Below are 15355 nucleotides of genomic sequence, written 5' to 3'. Positions count from 1 at the left end.
TTTTTAGGTATGAAAAAAACACTATCTATTTTAAGTATTTTCCTTAGCGTTCTATCATTCGCCCAAGGAACAAGGATTATTTACGAATACAAATTCGCTTCCAGCCTGGAAAAAAAAGATTCTCTGGAAACGGAACTCATGTATCTGGATATTAAAAAAGACGGAAGCAATTTCTACAGCAGACAAAAATTTGTAAGCGATTCTACAAGAGATGCCTACTTCAAAAAACAAATCCAGATGGGCTCCACAAATTTTAATTATCGCGGGGGCAATTCCGGAAAGATCGGATTTTCGGTTTCAAAATCCTATCCGGATTTCTCGGTTGTATTGCATACAGGAATCGGAAATTCCAGATTTTCTGTAAAAAATGAGCAGCCTGTGGTGTGGAAAATTCTTCCGGATAAGAAAAAGATTGACAAATTCGATGTTCAGAAAGCCACCGCAGATTTTGGAGGACGAACCTGGACAGTCTGGTTCTCACAAGATTTCCCTTTTCAGGATGGACCATACAAATTCTACGGCTTGCCGGGACTTATTTTGGAGCTGGAAGATGCCACCGGCACACATAGCTTTAAATTTGTGGGAAGCAAAAAGTTTGATGAAGTCACAAAAATCGAAAAAGAAGAGATCGGAAGTACAAGGGGCGGTATGGTTGTCAAAACTTTTGGCGTTCCAGGCGGAAAAGAAATAGAAGTCTCCGAAGAACAGTTCAGAAAGCAGTGGAAGGAATATAAAAATGATCCTGTAAAAGATACGCGACAGATCCTGTCACAAGGTAATATGAAGTTAACGCTTAATATTGATGGAAAGATCGTAACTGACCCTTCGGAAGTACTCAGAGCAATGGAAAAAAACCAAAAGGAAGAAATCAAAAATAATAACAATAAAATCGAACCCGCACTTTATCCTTAGTTTATCCATAAAACACTATTTTTATAGTCCTCTTTCGGGAGGACTTTTTTTATGCACAATTTTAAAACAATTGAAATGAGTTATTTGACAAAACTTAAAAATATAAAAGCCTTCGTATTTGATGTTGATGGCGTGTTCACAGACGGAAGTGTCTATCTCCTGCCGGACAAAAATATGTCTCGTGTGATGAGTGTTTTGGATGGTTATGCGGTAGTTCAGTCTTTGAAGCAGGGCTACAAAATTGGGATCATCACTGGCGGAAACGATCCAATGGTAAAAAACAGAATGGAGTATCTTGGCATCAAAGATTATTATGCCAAATCTTCTCACAAAGTTTCTGATTATGAAGATTTCAAATTAAAATATAATTTGCAGGATTCTGAAATTCTGATGATGGGCGACGACATTCCTGACATCGGGATTATGAGATTAGCTGAGATTGCTGCCTGCCCCGCAAATGCAGTTCCCGAAGTGAAAGCCATTTCGGATTATATTTCTCCCGTTTTTGGTGGAAAAGGTGCTGTACGTGATGTCATTGAGCAAGTGATGAAAGTCCAGGGAAAATGGAATCTTGACGAAGAAACAAAATCAGCTTAAATATTTACAAATGAAACTATTACTGGCTTCCAATTCTCCCAGACGGAAAGAATTATTAATACAATTAGGCTACCAGTTCGAGGTTGTTAAAATTGATGTTGATGAGTCGTATCCTTCTAATCTAAGGTCGGACCAGATTGCAGAATATATTTCCGAAAAGAAAGCAGAAGCTTTGGAATTAAAATCTGATGAAATCCTGATAACATCTGATACCATTGTTGCATTAGATCAAAAAATACTTCTCAAGCCTAAAGATGAAAAAGAAGCTTTTGAAATGATCAGAAATCTCTCCGGAAAAAAACATCAGGTTTATACGGCCTTTACAATCAAAACTAATGACAATCAGGTCAGTAAAACCAGCAAAACAGATGTAGAATTCTCGGAAATATCAGACCCGGAAATTGATTTTTATGTCAAAAATTATAAGCCATTGGATAAGGCCGGTTCTTATGGAATTCAGGAATGGCTAGGAATGGCAAAAGTAAAAAACATATCCGGCTCTTTTTATTCTGTAATGGGCTTTCCCGTAGATTTGGTTTATGAGGAGCTTAAGAAATTGGGTTGCTTTCCGAACAATTATTAAAACTAACTGTCTTGAATAATTTTCTTTGCAATTTTTCGTTATTTTTACAGATTAAACTTGAATTTCATTTCAAATAATTAGATGAAAAAATATTTACTAATCATACTTGCCGTCATCAGCGTTATTGCCTGTAATCCACGAACAAAGAAGAAAAAGACCAAAAGTGGACCCGTGAACAGGTTTATGACCTATTATAACACCTTATTTAACAGTAAGGAAGCTTTGAATTTCGAACTAGAAAGCAGAGACAAAGCACATGTGGACAATTTCTTTGATCCGTATATTTCTGTCTATACTACAGAAGATAATATGGATGATTTGCAAAACGGTGTTTCAACATCAGGCTCTGATTCCGGTCCTATGCCGCTAAGAGGTAGAGCCGGTAATGAAGCGACATTTAACAATAGCGGAGGCGACAGAAGTTTATCATCCAACAACACCAAAAAGGGCGCATCCACACTTCAGATTACAGAAGCAAAAGCATTAAAAGCAATTTCAAAATATTCTGTTCTTGTCAGCGGTGTAGAGAAAAACAAGAAAATATTTGATGCTTATATTTTGCTGGCCAAAGCAAGAATGTATCAAGGCAAATATTTGGAATCCCTTGATGCGCTTGGTTATATTTTCAATACCATGAGCAAAGATAAAAGATTGCCTCTGGCTAAGATTTATCAGGCTGCCAATTTCACAAAAATGAAAGAATATTACCGAGCGGATGAAGTTTTTAAGGAATTAGAAGAAGACCCGAAGATAAAACTAAAAAAAGAGCATAAAAAAATTCTCAAAGTTTATCAGGCTGATAATTTTTTGAAGTGGGGTAAAAAGGAACTAGCCGCTGAAGTTCTGGATGAAGCCTTTACTTACAATAAAAATAGAAAAACAAGAAGTAGAATTGCATTTTTAAGAGGACAGATTCTTTCTGATTTGGGACAAAAACCCGAAGCAAGAGAATCCTTTGCAACAGCTTATAAGTATGCTAACAACTACGAGTTTGAAGTCAAATCCCAAATAGAAATTGCAAAAACTTTTGACGGAAAAGCAGACAGTTATGAAGAGGCCATTGCTTATATCGATAAAATTGCCAAAAAAGGAACTTACGCTTCCCGAAAAAATGAATTATATTATGCCAGCGGCCTGATTGCAACTTCTGCGACAAAAGATTCTATAGCAGATTCTTATTTCAGAAAAGCGTTAAAAGAGAAGCAATCCGATCCTCAGATTCGTGGATTGACTTATTCTGAGTTGGCAAAAAAATATTTTGCAAAAGATGATTATTTGACTGCAGGAGTTTATTATGACAGTGCATTAGCGGTTATGACTTATAAACCTGAAAAAGACAGGTTAACAGATCTTACTGCCAATATCAAAAAGCTTTCAAAAAACTATTATATTGTAAAAAAGAATGACAGTATCCTGGCTTTGGCAAAAATGACCGATGCTGAAAAAAGAGAATATTTTACAAAATACATCGAGAAAATCAAAGAAAAGGAAGCTGCCGAAGCATTAGAAAAAAGAAGAGCCGAAAGAAGCAAAGGCTTTGATAATGGGGATTACAATTCCAATTCTATTTTCGCAAATAATTCTACAGATAGCAACAGCTTCCAAAACTTTGGAATTAATACTGGAGGATCAACCTTTTATTTTGCCAATGCAAACAATATCCCAAGAGGAGAAACGGCTTTCAAACAAGTTTGGGGGAACAGAACCTTACAGGATAACTGGCGTTATTCTGCAAAAACAACAACTATTGAAGATCTCAAAAATGAAGCATTAGGAATAACAAGTGCTCCGGATCCCAGACGTTTGGAACCAGAGTTCTACATAGAAAAAATTCCTACATCAAAAACAGAACTGGACAAGCTCAAAAAAGACAGGGACACTGCCAGTCTCGGAATGGGAAGAATGTATGAATCATTCTTCGGAAATACAAAACTGGCAACCAAAACCCTATATGATCTTGTAGATAACAAACCCGACGAAGAAACAGATTTGCTGGCTTTATATAATATTTTCGTTTTCAATTATGAAAAAAATCCTGCCGACGCGGAAAAAGCAAAACAGATTATTCTTCAGAAATATCCATATACTTCCTATGCGGAATTTGTAAAAAATCCAAAAAGCAAAGATTTCAACAAATCCTCTGCAGATGTGGAAAAACTATATGCAGATGCTTACAATCTTTATCTGACAGAAAAGTATTCGGAATCAACCACGATGGCTGATAAAGCCATTGCAGATCATCCAAAAGATGCATTGGTGCCTAAATTTTATTTATTGAACGCTTATAATGCCGGCAAAACTGCAGGAAAAGAAATTATGATTCTGCAATTGGAACAGATTGTTCTTAATTATGGCAATACGCCCGAAGGTAAAAAAGCCAAGGATCTTCTTAAATTTTTAAAGAGTGACGCAAAATTGGAATTCACAGATGAAAATGGAAACGCAATGTCACAGAAAGATAATCCTTCGACCACTAATGCTGAAGAAGAGGAAAGACAAAAAGAGCAGTTGAACAGCAGTGCGCCAATTGGCGGACCAGGAATTCCGGGAAGTGTAGAAATGCCACAACAAACAGGAGTAAAAACAGCAACTCCGGAACAAGCCAAAAGAAAGAAATAAAAAAAAGAGCAATATCAATTGCTCTTTTTTGTTTTATGCTTTATCTAACTGAACTGTAAAGTGCCTTAAAATTTCCGGTTCGCGTTTGATCTTGTAACCTTTTGTAATGTCATTTCTTTTTTCGAAAACGTTCTTCACAGCGGCAGCTACATAATCCATATGATTATTGGTGTAAGTTCTCCTTGGGATGGCCAATCTCACCAATTCCAGTTTTGGATAACGATTTTCCCTCGTTTCAGGATCTCTGTCTGCCAACAAAGTTCCAATTTCCACACCTCGGATTCCGGCTTCCTTATAAAGCTCGATTGCAAGAGTCTGTGCAGGAAATTCCTCTCTTTTGATGTTAGGTAAAAAGTTAAGCGCATCAATAAAAACGGCATGTCCGCCAATTGGTTTCTGGACAGGAATCCCAGCTTCCATTAACTGATTACCGAGATATTCAACCTGAGAAATTCTGCTTTCTAAATAAGGGAACTCTGTTGCTTCATTAAGGCCGGCGGCCAATGCTGACATATCTCTTCCCGCCATTCCTCCGTAAGTAATGAAACCTTCGTAGATGATTGTAAAATTAGAAGCTTTTTCAAAAATATCCCTGTTTTTCAATGCGATAAATCCTCCGATATTTACCAAGCCATCTTTTTTAGAACTCATTGTCATTCCCTCACCATAAGAAAAAAGTTCTTTACATATTTCTTTGATGGTTTTATGTTGTTGTCCTTCTTCACGTTTTTTGATAAAATAAGCATTCTCTGCAAATCGCGCCGAATCAAACAAAACAGGAATCCCATATTGATCCGACAATTCTTTTACAGCTCTTATATTTTCCAAAGAAACAGGTTGCCCACCGGAAGAATTACAGGTAATGGTAATCAAACAGAACGGGATCTGTTCTTTTGGATGAGATTTGTAAACCTCTTCCAGCTTTTCCAGATCAAGATTCCCTTTAAAAGGATGAAGATTGTTGATATCAAAAGCTTCGTCAATGGTGCAATCAATGGCGTGTGCTTTTCTAAATTCTATATGACCTTTTGTAGTATCAAAATGGGAGTTTCCAGGAACAACATCACCTTCTTTTACCAACACCGAAAACAAAACGTTTTCTGCTGCACGACCTTGATGTGTCGGTAACAAATAAGGAAACCCGGTAATGTTTTCAACGGTTTGCTGTAAAGCTTCGAATGAACGGGAACCGGCATAGCTTTCGTCACCGATCATCAGTGCGCCCCATTGCTTATCACTCATTGCCCCGGTTCCACTGTCTGTCAGCAGATCGATGAATACGTGTGAACTTCTCAGATTAAAAAGATTATAATTGGCTTCCTTCAGCCATTGTTCGCGTTGTTCTTTTGTGGATTGATATATCTCTTCAACCATTTTGATTCTAAATGGTTCTGCGTAAGGAAGATTCATAAATGAATAATTTAAATTAATAATTAATATTTTGAAAAGACCAAATAATGCACATCAAATCTTGACATTCATTATTCATTTTTTAATTATTAATTGAAAACTATTCCGGTGCTTTGAAAACATTATCGTCCGAATGGAAACCGGCTACGCCACCACTCACGGCAAATTTCATAGCTTCGGCAGAACTCATTCCGGTAACTTCTTTTATGTTGTTGAATTTGGTAATAATCACCCAGCCGGAAACGGCGTAAGAATGCGGCAAGTAAACAGCCACCATATGGTCAAGGTTCACAGCCGACATATCAGACTGCGTTAGAAAACCTATACGCCAAATCTCTGGTTCTTCATTAGTCTTGACCCAGACCGGAATATTGAATTTTTTCTTATCACCAACAAAAGAACCTAAGACATCTTTCAGAGAGGTGTAAATAAATTTGATTCCGGGAATATGCTCCAGAACATAATCGACGCCGTCTACAATTAACCTTCCAATAATGAATTTGTTCCCAAAGAATCCGATGAATGTTGTCCCGAAGATAACCGTCACGAATATCAGTCCCGGGAATTTTTCCGAAACCGATGGAATAATATTGTCGATGCTGAAAACGATATACCAAATAATCCAAACCGTAATTGCGAAAGGGCCAATAATGATCAGTCCCTGGATAAAGGACCGAAGAAAAAGGCGAAGGTAATCGTTAAAGCTTCTGTTCATATTAGTTATTTGTCACCAAGTCATTAGCCGTGGATTGTTTCTTTGTTACCGTAAGATTGGATAATCTGCGCTTCGTATTCCAGCCATTCTTCCCAGCGCTTGTTCACTTTATCCGGATCACCGATTTGTCTTGCAAATCCAATAAATGTTGTATAATGATTGGCTTCGGAAATCATCAGATCGTTATAGAATTTTTTCAACTCTTCGTCTTTGATATTTTCTGTCAGCACCTTGAAACGCTCACAGCTTCTGGCTTCTATCATTGCTGCAAATAGCATTTTATCTACCAAAAGGTCCGTCCTGTTTCCACCTTTTACAATGAATTTTATCAGGTCATTCACATAATCGTCTTTACGGGTTCTACCCAAAACGCCGCCTCTTTTTTTAATGATCTCGTGAACCTGGTTAAAATGGTCCATTTCTTCTTGCGCAATAGCTAAGAGTTCCGTTACCATTTCCGTGTGCTCAGGAACCATTGTGATAAGCCCGATAGCATTGGTTGCTGCCTTTTGTTCACACCAGGCGTGGTCTGTAAGAATCTCTTCCAGATTATCTTCTGCAATATTAGCCCAACGCGGATCTGTAGGAAGTTTAAGACGAAACATTTTTATATTTTTTGTAAAAATAACAATTTGAAAGGATAAATGAATCTATATAAATACAATTTTTAAGAATAAACTATTTTATTACATTCAAATCGATATGGCACGAATATTGAAAATTTGGTAATTGTAAAATAATAAAATTATGAAAAATACAAAATTCTACAATTGTGCTAAATTCTTTCTATTTAGTATTTTGTCAATGTTTACTTACACATTATCCTTTGCTCAGGATTCCTTGGTTACAAAAACAACCAATGTGACCACACGAACAGAAGAATGGCAGACCAATCCACTTTATTGGGTTATTGGAGGTGTGATACTAATTATCATTATCGCAATCATCGCTTCAAGAGGAAGAAGAAAAGATGATTAAGAATATTAAAAAGCGCTGTAAAAAGCGCTTTATTTTTTTTCCGCCGTTTTTGCTCTCAAGAATTCTAAAATTTTCCAGCCTAAATCATCTACTTTTTTCAAGCCTTTGGAAATCAAAAATGCCAATAAAATATTGACTGGGTAAATAATCAAAACCAACAAATACCAAGGCAAAGAATCTTTCATCGGAACCACAAGGAAATAAACCAAAGACGAACTTATTCCCTGAGCGAAATAGAAAAAGATTGCATTCTGCCCAACATTAGTGAAGAAATTAGGCTTCTCAATCTTTAATCGATTATAGAAAACAAATAATGTAACCAATGAAAACAAGGTCCAAATGATGTAAGGAATTTTAGGTGGGAATTTTTGTTTGTTGAGTTTGTAGAAAATTTCCACCCCATAATTCCAGAACATCCAGGCTAATGCGACGCCTACCAATCCATATAGAGCAGGAATCATTTTGTCCGGTATTGTCTTTCCGCGCATTTTGTTAGCGACTAAGAACACAATCATATAAAATGCTACATAACCAACCTGTCCGTTTGGATAATATTGCGGAAATATATTGAATATCAAAGTCAAAACCACGCAAATCCCAATAAACCAATTAATATGTTTCGGGAAGAATCTTAAAATCAAAACACCAAGAACAGTGAGGATATAATAAACCTTCAGATACCAAAAGCTTCCCATCACTACAGGAAATGTATCACAATTGGAATATTCGTGTAAATACCAGTTCCCCAGGATCTGCCATTGTGGTTCGGTCGAGATGCTTGTCGGAACATATTTGCTCCCAAAGGTTGAGTAAAAATCCTTCAGCCATTCAAAAGAGAAAAATGTCAATCCAAATATCTTGAAAAAATAATCCAAAAAGAAGAGAAACGTCACAAAGATCATATACGTGATTTGCAACTTAAGCAATCTGTAAAATGTCTTTTCAATGTTACTTCCGGAAGTGATTCCACTCAGCGCATAAAACAACGCGACATCAAAAACCAAGGAAAATACTCTCGCTTCTGTCGGCATATAAAACTGTCCGCTCCAGAACGCAGTGTGGATAAAGATTATGGAAATCGTAGCCAGTCCTTTGGCAAAATCAATATAGAGATCTCTTTTCATTAATAGGATTAATTATCTGAAAGTCAAAAATATCATAATTTTCCAAAGTTCTTTATAATTATTTAACTTTTACTACTCGATTCTTATCCTTATTTTTGAAAGTTCAATTGCAAAAATGTCAGATATCATTCAACTTTTACCAGATCACGTTGCCAATCAGATTGCTGCAGGAGAAGTTGTGCAGAGACCGGCTTCTATTGTTAAGGAATTGTTGGAAAACTCTGTAGATGCGGGTTCCAGCAAGATCCAGCTAATCATTCGTGATGCCGGAAAAAATCTGCTTCAGGTGGTTGATAACGGTATCGGAATGTCGGAAACAGATGCCAGACTGGCTTTTGAACGTCACGCTACTTCAAAGATACGCTCAACGGAAGATATTTTCAAAATTGCGACCAAAGGCTTCCGGGGCGAGGCTTTAGCATCTATTGCTGCGGTTGCCCAGGTTGAGCTTAAAACCAAGCAGAAAGATTCACCTGTTGGGACCAATATTTATATCGAAGGTGGAATTTTCCAGTTCCAGGAACCTGTACAGACTGTGGAAGGTTCTAATTTTTCTGTAAAGAATCTGTTCTACAATGTTCCTGCAAGACGCAAATTCCTTAAGAATGATAATGTAGAATTCCGTCATATCATTGATGAATTTCAGCGCGTTGCTTTAGCCCACGAAAACATCGAGTTTGAAATGTTTCATAATGACGAACCTGTTTTTAAGCTGAGAAAAGGCGGACAGATGCAGCGTATCGTGGATGTTTTCGGAAGAAAACTTCAACCGCTTCTGATTCCCATCAAAGAAGATCTTGGTTGGGTCAATCTACAAGGTTATGTAACAAAACCAGAAGGCGCCAAAAAAGTAAGAGGCGAACAATTTTTCTTCGTTAACGGAAGATATTTCAAAAGTGCTTATCTCAGCAAAGCTGTTCAGGAAGCTTTTGATGGTCTGTTGCAGCCTGGTTATATTCCGTCTTTTTTTCTTTATCTGGAATTAGATCCTGAAAAAATAGATGTCAATATTCATCCTCAGAAAACAGAAGTTAAGTTTGAAGATGAAGCTTTGATATTTGCACTGATGCGTTCCACGATCAAACGGTCTCTAGGCATATACAATGTTGCGCCAAGTCTCGATTTCGAAAGAGATCCAAAAATGGAAACTTTTTTTTCTCCGAGCAGGAGTAACCCAGGTGCGGCGACACCTTCAGCCATTAATGTGGACAGAGATTTTAATCCTTTTGTTGCAGAAAAGATTTCGAGCGAAGAAAAAATCAATCTGGCAGAACTTTATGAAGTAACCGCTTCGGCTGCACCTTCAAAAATCAATCTTTTTGAGGATGAGGATCTGGACGAGGATCTTTTCCGATTACCTAACGGCTATTGGCTCCTGAACAAAGACGGGCAGACTTATATGCTGGATCTTGGAAGAATGCATCGCGTACTGATGTCTTCCCATCAGGAGAATCTACCAACCAAAAAGGCGGGACAAAGTCTCTTGTTTTCTTTGGAATATCATCTGAATGAAATCGAGAAAAATAAATATAAATCCATCAAAAAATATCTTCCTGATTTCGGTTTCGAAATGACCTTAGCTCAGGAAAATGTTTTAAGAATAGAAGCTGTTCCGGAAGCATTGAAAGAGTCTCAAGTGATCAGATTTCTGGAAAAGATATTCGAAATTTTGGAATACCGAACCGAAGAAGATTTTTACAAATATTTTGAATATCAATGGGTTAAATTAAAAACCAAATCCAAATTCGATTTTATTTATAAAACAGAGGTTGAGCAATTGGTCAAAGATTTTATCGATCTTGGTTTTCCACAATATACGGTCAACGGAAAAAAATGCTGGTTGGAAGTCCCATTCGATGATTTTAAAAATAAATTTTAAGCTATGTTCTCTCAATTAACACCGGTTACCAAAAATATAATTATTATTAATGTCATCTTTTTTGTAGGTGCATTTTTGCTGGGAAATGCCAATATCAACGTTGACGCCCTATTAGCAGGATATTTCCCTTTATCTCCCAATTTCAGATCCTGGCAGATTGTCACACATATGTTTATGCACGGTAGTATTCTTCATATTGCGTTCAACATGATGACATTGTGGAGCTTTGGTCCTGTTTTGGAACAGGTGCTGGGACAGAAAAAGTTTATAATATTATATTTTGCTTCAGGCTTGGGCGGATTTGCACTCTATAATATCTGGAATTTTTATGAAGTGAGTCAGCTTACAAATTATTTGACCAGCCAGGCCTATGATGTCCACGAGATTTACAAATATGCTGACAATAATTATGCTGGGGAAATGCCGATTTCTACCAATTCTGAAGCAGTAAGAGATGCTGCACAGCAACTTTTCATTATTCTGAAAACACCTATGGTCGGCGCTTCTGGCGCTATTTTCGGGGTTATTGCCGCTTTTTCAACGTTGTTTCCTGATGCAAAGCTGATGTTTATGTTTATTCCTTTTCCAATTAAAGCTAAATATCTGACACCGATTATTATTGTTGTTTCTATATTTTTAGGTTTCAGACAGTTTAGTGGCGATAATATTGCTCATTTTGCACATCTTGGAGGTGCATTGATTGGTTTTCTCTACATCTGGAATTGGAAGAAAAACAGAGACAGAATCCAATAATGAAAATCATCCGGTTTTTACTGACAATTCTGCATCTTATAGTTATTGGTCTTTTATTCGGGACAATAATGAATGCGTATATCCCACCAAGGGTTTTCGGATTTTTGAATCTTTTGTCGTTAGGATTTCCGATTCTGATCAGCTTTAATATTGTATTCTTAGTTTTTTGGATTATAACCTGGAAAAAAAGAGCATTTATATTCCTTATATTGTCTTTATTTTTCATCATACCAACAAGACGTTGGATTAATTTTACTTCGACTAAAACAGAGACATCCAATCTTAAACTAATCTCTTTTAATGGGAAATTTGGAAAATTAGGTGATGATGAAATCTATGACTTTCTCAATAAACAAAATCCCGATGTTGCTTTCTTTCAGGAATATGATAACAAAAAGCCCCTAGACGGATTTAAGTATTTTGAAAATGGCTATCCAATTGTTAAAATCCAGTCCAAATATCCGATTTCGGAAAGTGGAATTGTAAGAACCGACGTTAATAACGGGATTTGCATCTATGCAGACATCAAAATCAGTGGGAAGTTGATCCGTTTTGTCAATGTCTATATGGAGCCGTTTTTCCTCGATAAGAAAATGGTTAAGCCAACAAAAGACATGGATGTCAATGAGCAAAAAGCAAAGAAAGTTTTGCATATGCTGATTCCGACATTCAAAAAGCATCAGACACAAATTGACCAGATCAAAGATTTTATCAATACATCGCCTTATCCTGTAATAGTCGGAGGAGATTTCAACGCAGTTCCGAATTCTTATGAGTATTACAAAGTTTCAGAAGATTTACAGGATGTTTTTCTCAAAGTCGGAAAAGGAAGCGGAACCAGTTTTCACGATTTCAAATTCCCTCTGAAAATCGACCACATTTTTGCATCAGAATCAATTGAGCCTATCAGTTATAAAGTGGATAGAAGTGTCCGGATCTCAGATCATTTTCCAGTAATTGCTGAATTTTATATCCAATAATTTTCGATATTTGTTGATATGAAACACATCTATTTTATCGCAATTTTTGTTTTTGCCATTTCTTGTTCCAAGAATAACTCTACAGTAAGCCAGGAAAATTTTGAAAAAACGCCTGCGATTACATACGATACAACTGCCATCGATTCTTTTGGACCCGGCGCAACTTCTGAAAGTGTCATGGCAAAAATCAATGCCGTTGCAATCAAACGTGAAAAAGATAGTTTAGCCGCAATTGCAAAAGCTGAACAGGAAAAACTGGATAAAGAGAAAGCAGAGAAAGAAGCACAAAAGATTAAAGAAGAAAAGGAAAAAGCTAAAACAGAACAAACTCCAACAGAAAATCTACCACCAAATCCATAAAAAAACCACCAAAATTTGGTGGTTTTTATTAGAATTAGAATCTAATATCTTATTTGTTATAAAGCTCTTCCACTTTATCCCAGTTGATCACATCAAAAAACGCAGACACATAATCCGGTCTTCTGTTTTGATAATTCAGGTAATAAGCGTGTTCCCAAACATCCAATCCAAGAATCGGGGTTCCTTTTACGTCAGCAACCGGCATTAACGGGTTATCCTGATTCGGAGTTGAAGAAACAACCACAGAACCATCAGAATTTTTTACCAACCAAGCCCAACCGGAACCGAATCTCGTTTTCGCAGCGTTAGAAAAATCTTCTTTGAACTTCTCAAAACCTCCGATTTTCTCGATTTCAGCTTTCACGTTTCCAACTGGCTCTTTGCTTCCTCCCGGAGTCAGGATTTCCCAGAAAAGTGTGTGGTTAAAATGTCCGCCCCCATTATTTCTCACGGCCGGTTTATCTGTTCCTGTCTTTTGGATTTCTTCAAGAGATTTTCCTTCCAGCTCTGTTCCTGCAATTGCGTTATTAAGATTATCCACATAAGCTTGATGGTGCTTTGTATAATGGATCTCCATTGTTTTTGCATCAATCGTTGGTTCCAACGCATCGTATGCATAATTTAGTTTTGGTAATTCGAATGCCATAGTTTCGTATTTATTTGTTATTAATAAATGAGTTGGTCAAAAATACTCAATAATTATTCCTTAATCCAATAATCACAGTCATTTTATAAATATTTAACATCGAAATTTTTAATAAATTTTGTTGTAACTTTGAACCATTCTAAATAATTACAAACTTTATTTTAATTATTTGGGCAGCTTTATCCGCCTTCCGCTCCCGCTATTTTTGTCATTGCGAACGAAGTGAAGCAATCTACAGAAAGTTTCAACAATCGCAATAACAAAAATGAGCTCCGCTCAAGTCGGGCTGCGTGCAATTCTTTATTAAGTTGAAGTTTATACTGAGCTTGCCGAAGTACCTTTGTGAACCTTAAAAAGATATTTAATTTAAAAAAATCTTTGTGCACTTTGTGTTCAAAATCAAAAATCTAATTAAAACATGTTCGACATCAATCATATCAGAGCACAATTCCCAATCCTGAATCAGCAAATTAACGGAAAACCGTTGGTTTATCTGGACAACGCAGCAACGTCACAAAAACCGATTTCGGTTCTGGAAACCTGGGAAAAATATTACGAAACCATCAATGCTAATGTTCATCGCGGGATTCACACTTTGAGTCAGTTGGCGACGGAAGAAATGGAACTTTCCAGACAGAAAATCCAAAAATTCATCAACGCCAAACACGACTATGAAGTTATCTTTACCAAAGGCACAACCGAAGGAATCAATCTGGTGGCTTATGCTTTGACGAATCAAATCAAAAAAGATGATGAGATAATCATTTCTTACCTGGAGCACCATTCCAACATCGTTCCGTGGCAGATGCTTTGTGAAAGAACCGGAGCAAAACTGAAAGTGATCCCAATGGACGAAAACGGAATTCTTCAAATCGATGTTTTGGATTCTTGGCTGAACGAAAAAACAAAAATTGTTTCTGTTAATCAGGTTTCTAACGCTTTGGGAATCATTAATCCAATCGAACAGATCATTGAAAAAACAAGAAAACTTTCTAATGCTTATATTTTGATAGATGGTGCTCAATCCGCACCACATTTCAAAATCGATGTTCAGAAACTGGATTGTGATTTCTTCGTTTTCTCTGGACACAAGATGTACGCTCCAATGGGAACGGGAATTCTTTACGGGAAAGAATCCGTTTTGGAAAATCTTCATCCGTTCCACGGCGGCGGCGAAATGATTGCCGTTTGCAGCTTTGACGGAACAACATACGCAGGTTTACCTTTCAAATTCGAAGCCGGAACTCCGAATGTTGGTGGAAATATCGCTCTTGGTTCCGCTGTTGATTTCATTAATCAAATTGGTCACGATAATCTTCAAATCCACGAAAATGGGCTTCTGACTTATGCTCAGAAAAAACTTCTGGAACTCGACGGCATCAAAATCTACGGCGAAAGAGCCAATAGAACTGGTGTAGTTTCTTTCAATCTGGAAGGCGTCGGAATCGCATCTGACACCGGAATGATCTTGGATAAAATGGGAATTGCTGTGAGAACTGGACATCATTGTACGCAACCGATTATGGATTTCTTCAACATTGCCGGAACTGTTCGAGCAAGTTTTGCCGTTTACAACACTTTGGAAGAAATTGATGTTCTTGTTGAAGGGGTGAAAAAAGCGCAGAGAATGTTGGTTTAATTTATATAAAAGTATATTTCACGCAGTTACTAATTTTCTGCAGATAAGCTTTAATAAAAATCTGTTTAATCAGCTGAATCAGCGAGAAAAAATAACACTTACAACCCTTTCAGAGTTTAAAACTCTGAAAGGGTTTTTTGATAAAACTGCCAAATTGTAT

Annotated in this window: 15 protein-coding genes; 10 read left to right on the top strand and 5 right to left on the bottom strand. The window is 36.9% G+C overall.

Annotated elements, in window-relative coordinates; all coding sequences use genetic code 11:
* The first annotated feature begins 9 nt into the window (after positions 1-9).
* From QOL71_RS05265 to porW, 4 genes are all read left to right on the top strand, one after another.
* Entirely contained in the window at positions 10-912 is a 903-nt protein-coding gene (locus QOL71_RS05265) for a GLPGLI family protein (protein ID WP_283415920.1), read from the top strand.
* 75 nt (positions 913-987) lie between these two features.
* Positions 988-1509 carry a KdsC family phosphatase gene (locus QOL71_RS05260; RefSeq protein WP_283415919.1) on the top strand — a complete coding sequence of 174 codons (522 nt, stop codon included), beginning with the start codon at positions 988-990 and terminating at the stop codon, positions 1507-1509.
* A 10-nt stretch (positions 1510-1519) separates the two neighbouring features.
* The gene (locus tag QOL71_RS05255) at positions 1520-2092 is read left to right on the top strand and encodes a Maf family nucleotide pyrophosphatase (RefSeq protein WP_283415918.1); all 573 of its coding nucleotides are present in this window, start codon (positions 1520-1522) and stop codon (positions 2090-2092) included.
* 81 nt (positions 2093-2173) lie between these two features.
* A complete protein-coding gene (porW, locus tag QOL71_RS05250; RefSeq protein ID WP_283415917.1) occupies positions 2174-4711 on the top strand; it encodes a type IX secretion system periplasmic lipoprotein PorW/SprE in 2538 nt (845 codons plus the stop codon).
* 33 nt (positions 4712-4744) lie between these two features.
* Here porW and tnaA read toward each other — a convergent pair whose 3' ends face one another.
* The 3 genes from tnaA to QOL71_RS05235 all read right to left on the bottom strand — a co-directional run bounded on the left by tnaA (position 4745) and on the right by QOL71_RS05235 (position 7441).
* Entirely contained in the window at positions 4745-6121 is a 1377-nt protein-coding gene (gene tnaA, locus QOL71_RS05245) for a tryptophanase TnaA (RefSeq protein ID WP_283415916.1), read from the bottom strand.
* Between the two features lie 100 nt (positions 6122-6221).
* Positions 6222-6836 (bottom strand): DUF502 domain-containing protein, encoded by a 615-nt coding sequence (locus QOL71_RS05240; RefSeq protein ID WP_283415915.1) that lies wholly within the window; start codon positions 6834-6836, stop codon positions 6222-6224.
* A 23-nt stretch (positions 6837-6859) separates the two neighbouring features.
* On the bottom strand, positions 6860-7441 hold the full coding sequence (locus tag QOL71_RS05235; RefSeq protein WP_283415914.1) for a MiaE family protein: 582 nt from the start codon (positions 7439-7441) through the stop codon (positions 6860-6862).
* Between the two features lie 142 nt (positions 7442-7583).
* On the opposite strand from QOL71_RS05235, the gene QOL71_RS05230 reads away from it, so the two are divergent.
* The gene (locus tag QOL71_RS05230; RefSeq protein ID WP_283415913.1) at positions 7584-7814 is read left to right on the top strand and encodes a hypothetical protein; all 231 of its coding nucleotides are present in this window, start codon (positions 7584-7586) and stop codon (positions 7812-7814) included.
* Positions 7815-7843: 29 nt separating this feature from the next.
* Here the strand turns inward: QOL71_RS05230 and QOL71_RS05225 are convergent, their stop codons facing one another.
* Positions 7844-8938, bottom strand: coding sequence for an acyltransferase family protein (locus QOL71_RS05225; protein WP_283415912.1), 1095 nt, complete (start codon positions 8936-8938; stop codon positions 7844-7846).
* A 115-nt stretch (positions 8939-9053) separates the two neighbouring features.
* On the opposite strand from QOL71_RS05225, the gene mutL reads away from it, so the two are divergent.
* The 4 genes from mutL to QOL71_RS05205 are packed head-to-tail and all read left to right on the top strand — an operon-like array spanning position 9054 to position 12910.
* The gene (mutL, locus tag QOL71_RS05220) at positions 9054-10817 is read left to right on the top strand and encodes a DNA mismatch repair endonuclease MutL (protein WP_283415911.1); all 1764 of its coding nucleotides are present in this window, start codon (positions 9054-9056) and stop codon (positions 10815-10817) included.
* Positions 10818-10820: 3 nt separating this feature from the next.
* Positions 10821-11570, top strand: a complete 750-nt coding sequence (locus QOL71_RS05215) for a rhomboid family intramembrane serine protease (RefSeq protein ID WP_283415910.1) — start codon at positions 10821-10823, stop codon at positions 11568-11570.
* On the top strand, positions 11570-12550 hold the full coding sequence (locus QOL71_RS05210) for an endonuclease/exonuclease/phosphatase family protein (RefSeq protein ID WP_283415909.1): 981 nt from the start codon (positions 11570-11572) through the stop codon (positions 12548-12550). The genes QOL71_RS05215 and QOL71_RS05210 overlap by 1 nt, the downstream gene beginning before the upstream one ends.
* 18 nt (positions 12551-12568) lie before the next feature.
* Positions 12569-12910 carry a hypothetical protein gene (locus QOL71_RS05205; protein ID WP_283415908.1) on the top strand — a complete coding sequence of 114 codons (342 nt, stop codon included), beginning with the start codon at positions 12569-12571 and terminating at the stop codon, positions 12908-12910.
* A gap of 49 nt (positions 12911-12959) precedes the next feature.
* On the opposite strand, the gene QOL71_RS05200 is transcribed toward QOL71_RS05205, so the two are convergent.
* Positions 12960-13556 (bottom strand): superoxide dismutase, encoded by a 597-nt coding sequence (locus QOL71_RS05200; protein WP_283415907.1) that lies wholly within the window; start codon positions 13554-13556, stop codon positions 12960-12962.
* A 418-nt stretch (positions 13557-13974) separates the two neighbouring features.
* Between QOL71_RS05200 and QOL71_RS05195 the strand changes: the two genes are divergently transcribed.
* On the top strand, positions 13975-15195 hold the full coding sequence (locus tag QOL71_RS05195; protein WP_283415906.1) for an aminotransferase class V-fold PLP-dependent enzyme: 1221 nt from the start codon (positions 13975-13977) through the stop codon (positions 15193-15195).
* The last annotated feature ends 160 nt before the right edge of the window (positions 15196-15355 follow it).

The organism is Epilithonimonas pallida (genome assembly GCF_900182975.1).
Taxonomy (GTDB): domain Bacteria; phylum Bacteroidota; class Bacteroidia; order Flavobacteriales; family Weeksellaceae; genus Epilithonimonas; species Epilithonimonas pallida.
The sequence above is the reverse complement of the archived record's forward strand: the minus strand, read 5'-3'. Positions and strand labels throughout refer to the sequence as shown.

Coding starts and splice junctions, on each gene's coding strand:
- QOL71_RS05210 (WP_283415909.1), top strand. CDS start 11,570: ATGAAAATCATCCGGTTTTTACTGACAATTCTGCATCTTATAGTTATT.
- QOL71_RS05195 (WP_283415906.1), top strand. CDS start 13,975: ATGTTCGACATCAATCATATCAGAGCACAATTCCCAATCCTGAATCAG.
- mutL (WP_283415911.1), top strand. CDS start 9,054: ATGTCAGATATCATTCAACTTTTACCAGATCACGTTGCCAATCAGATT.
- QOL71_RS05205 (WP_283415908.1), top strand. CDS start 12,569: ATGAAACACATCTATTTTATCGCAATTTTTGTTTTTGCCATTTCTTGT.
- QOL71_RS05240 (WP_283415915.1), bottom strand. CDS start 6,836: ATGAACAGAAGCTTTAACGATTACCTTCGCCTTTTTCTTCGGTCCTTT.
- QOL71_RS05230 (WP_283415913.1), top strand. CDS start 7,584: ATGAAAAATACAAAATTCTACAATTGTGCTAAATTCTTTCTATTTAGT.
- QOL71_RS05260 (WP_283415919.1), top strand. CDS start 988: ATGAGTTATTTGACAAAACTTAAAAATATAAAAGCCTTCGTATTTGAT.
- tnaA (WP_283415916.1), bottom strand. CDS start 6,121: ATGAATCTTCCTTACGCAGAACCATTTAGAATCAAAATGGTTGAAGAG.
- QOL71_RS05235 (WP_283415914.1), bottom strand. CDS start 7,441: ATGTTTCGTCTTAAACTTCCTACAGATCCGCGTTGGGCTAATATTGCA.
- QOL71_RS05265 (WP_283415920.1), top strand. CDS start 10: ATGAAAAAAACACTATCTATTTTAAGTATTTTCCTTAGCGTTCTATCA.
- QOL71_RS05200 (WP_283415907.1), bottom strand. CDS start 13,556: ATGGCATTCGAATTACCAAAACTAAATTATGCATACGATGCGTTGGAA.
- QOL71_RS05215 (WP_283415910.1), top strand. CDS start 10,821: ATGTTCTCTCAATTAACACCGGTTACCAAAAATATAATTATTATTAAT.
- porW (WP_283415917.1), top strand. CDS start 2,174: ATGAAAAAATATTTACTAATCATACTTGCCGTCATCAGCGTTATTGCC.
- QOL71_RS05255 (WP_283415918.1), top strand. CDS start 1,520: ATGAAACTATTACTGGCTTCCAATTCTCCCAGACGGAAAGAATTATTA.
- QOL71_RS05225 (WP_283415912.1), bottom strand. CDS start 8,938: ATGAAAAGAGATCTCTATATTGATTTTGCCAAAGGACTGGCTACGATT.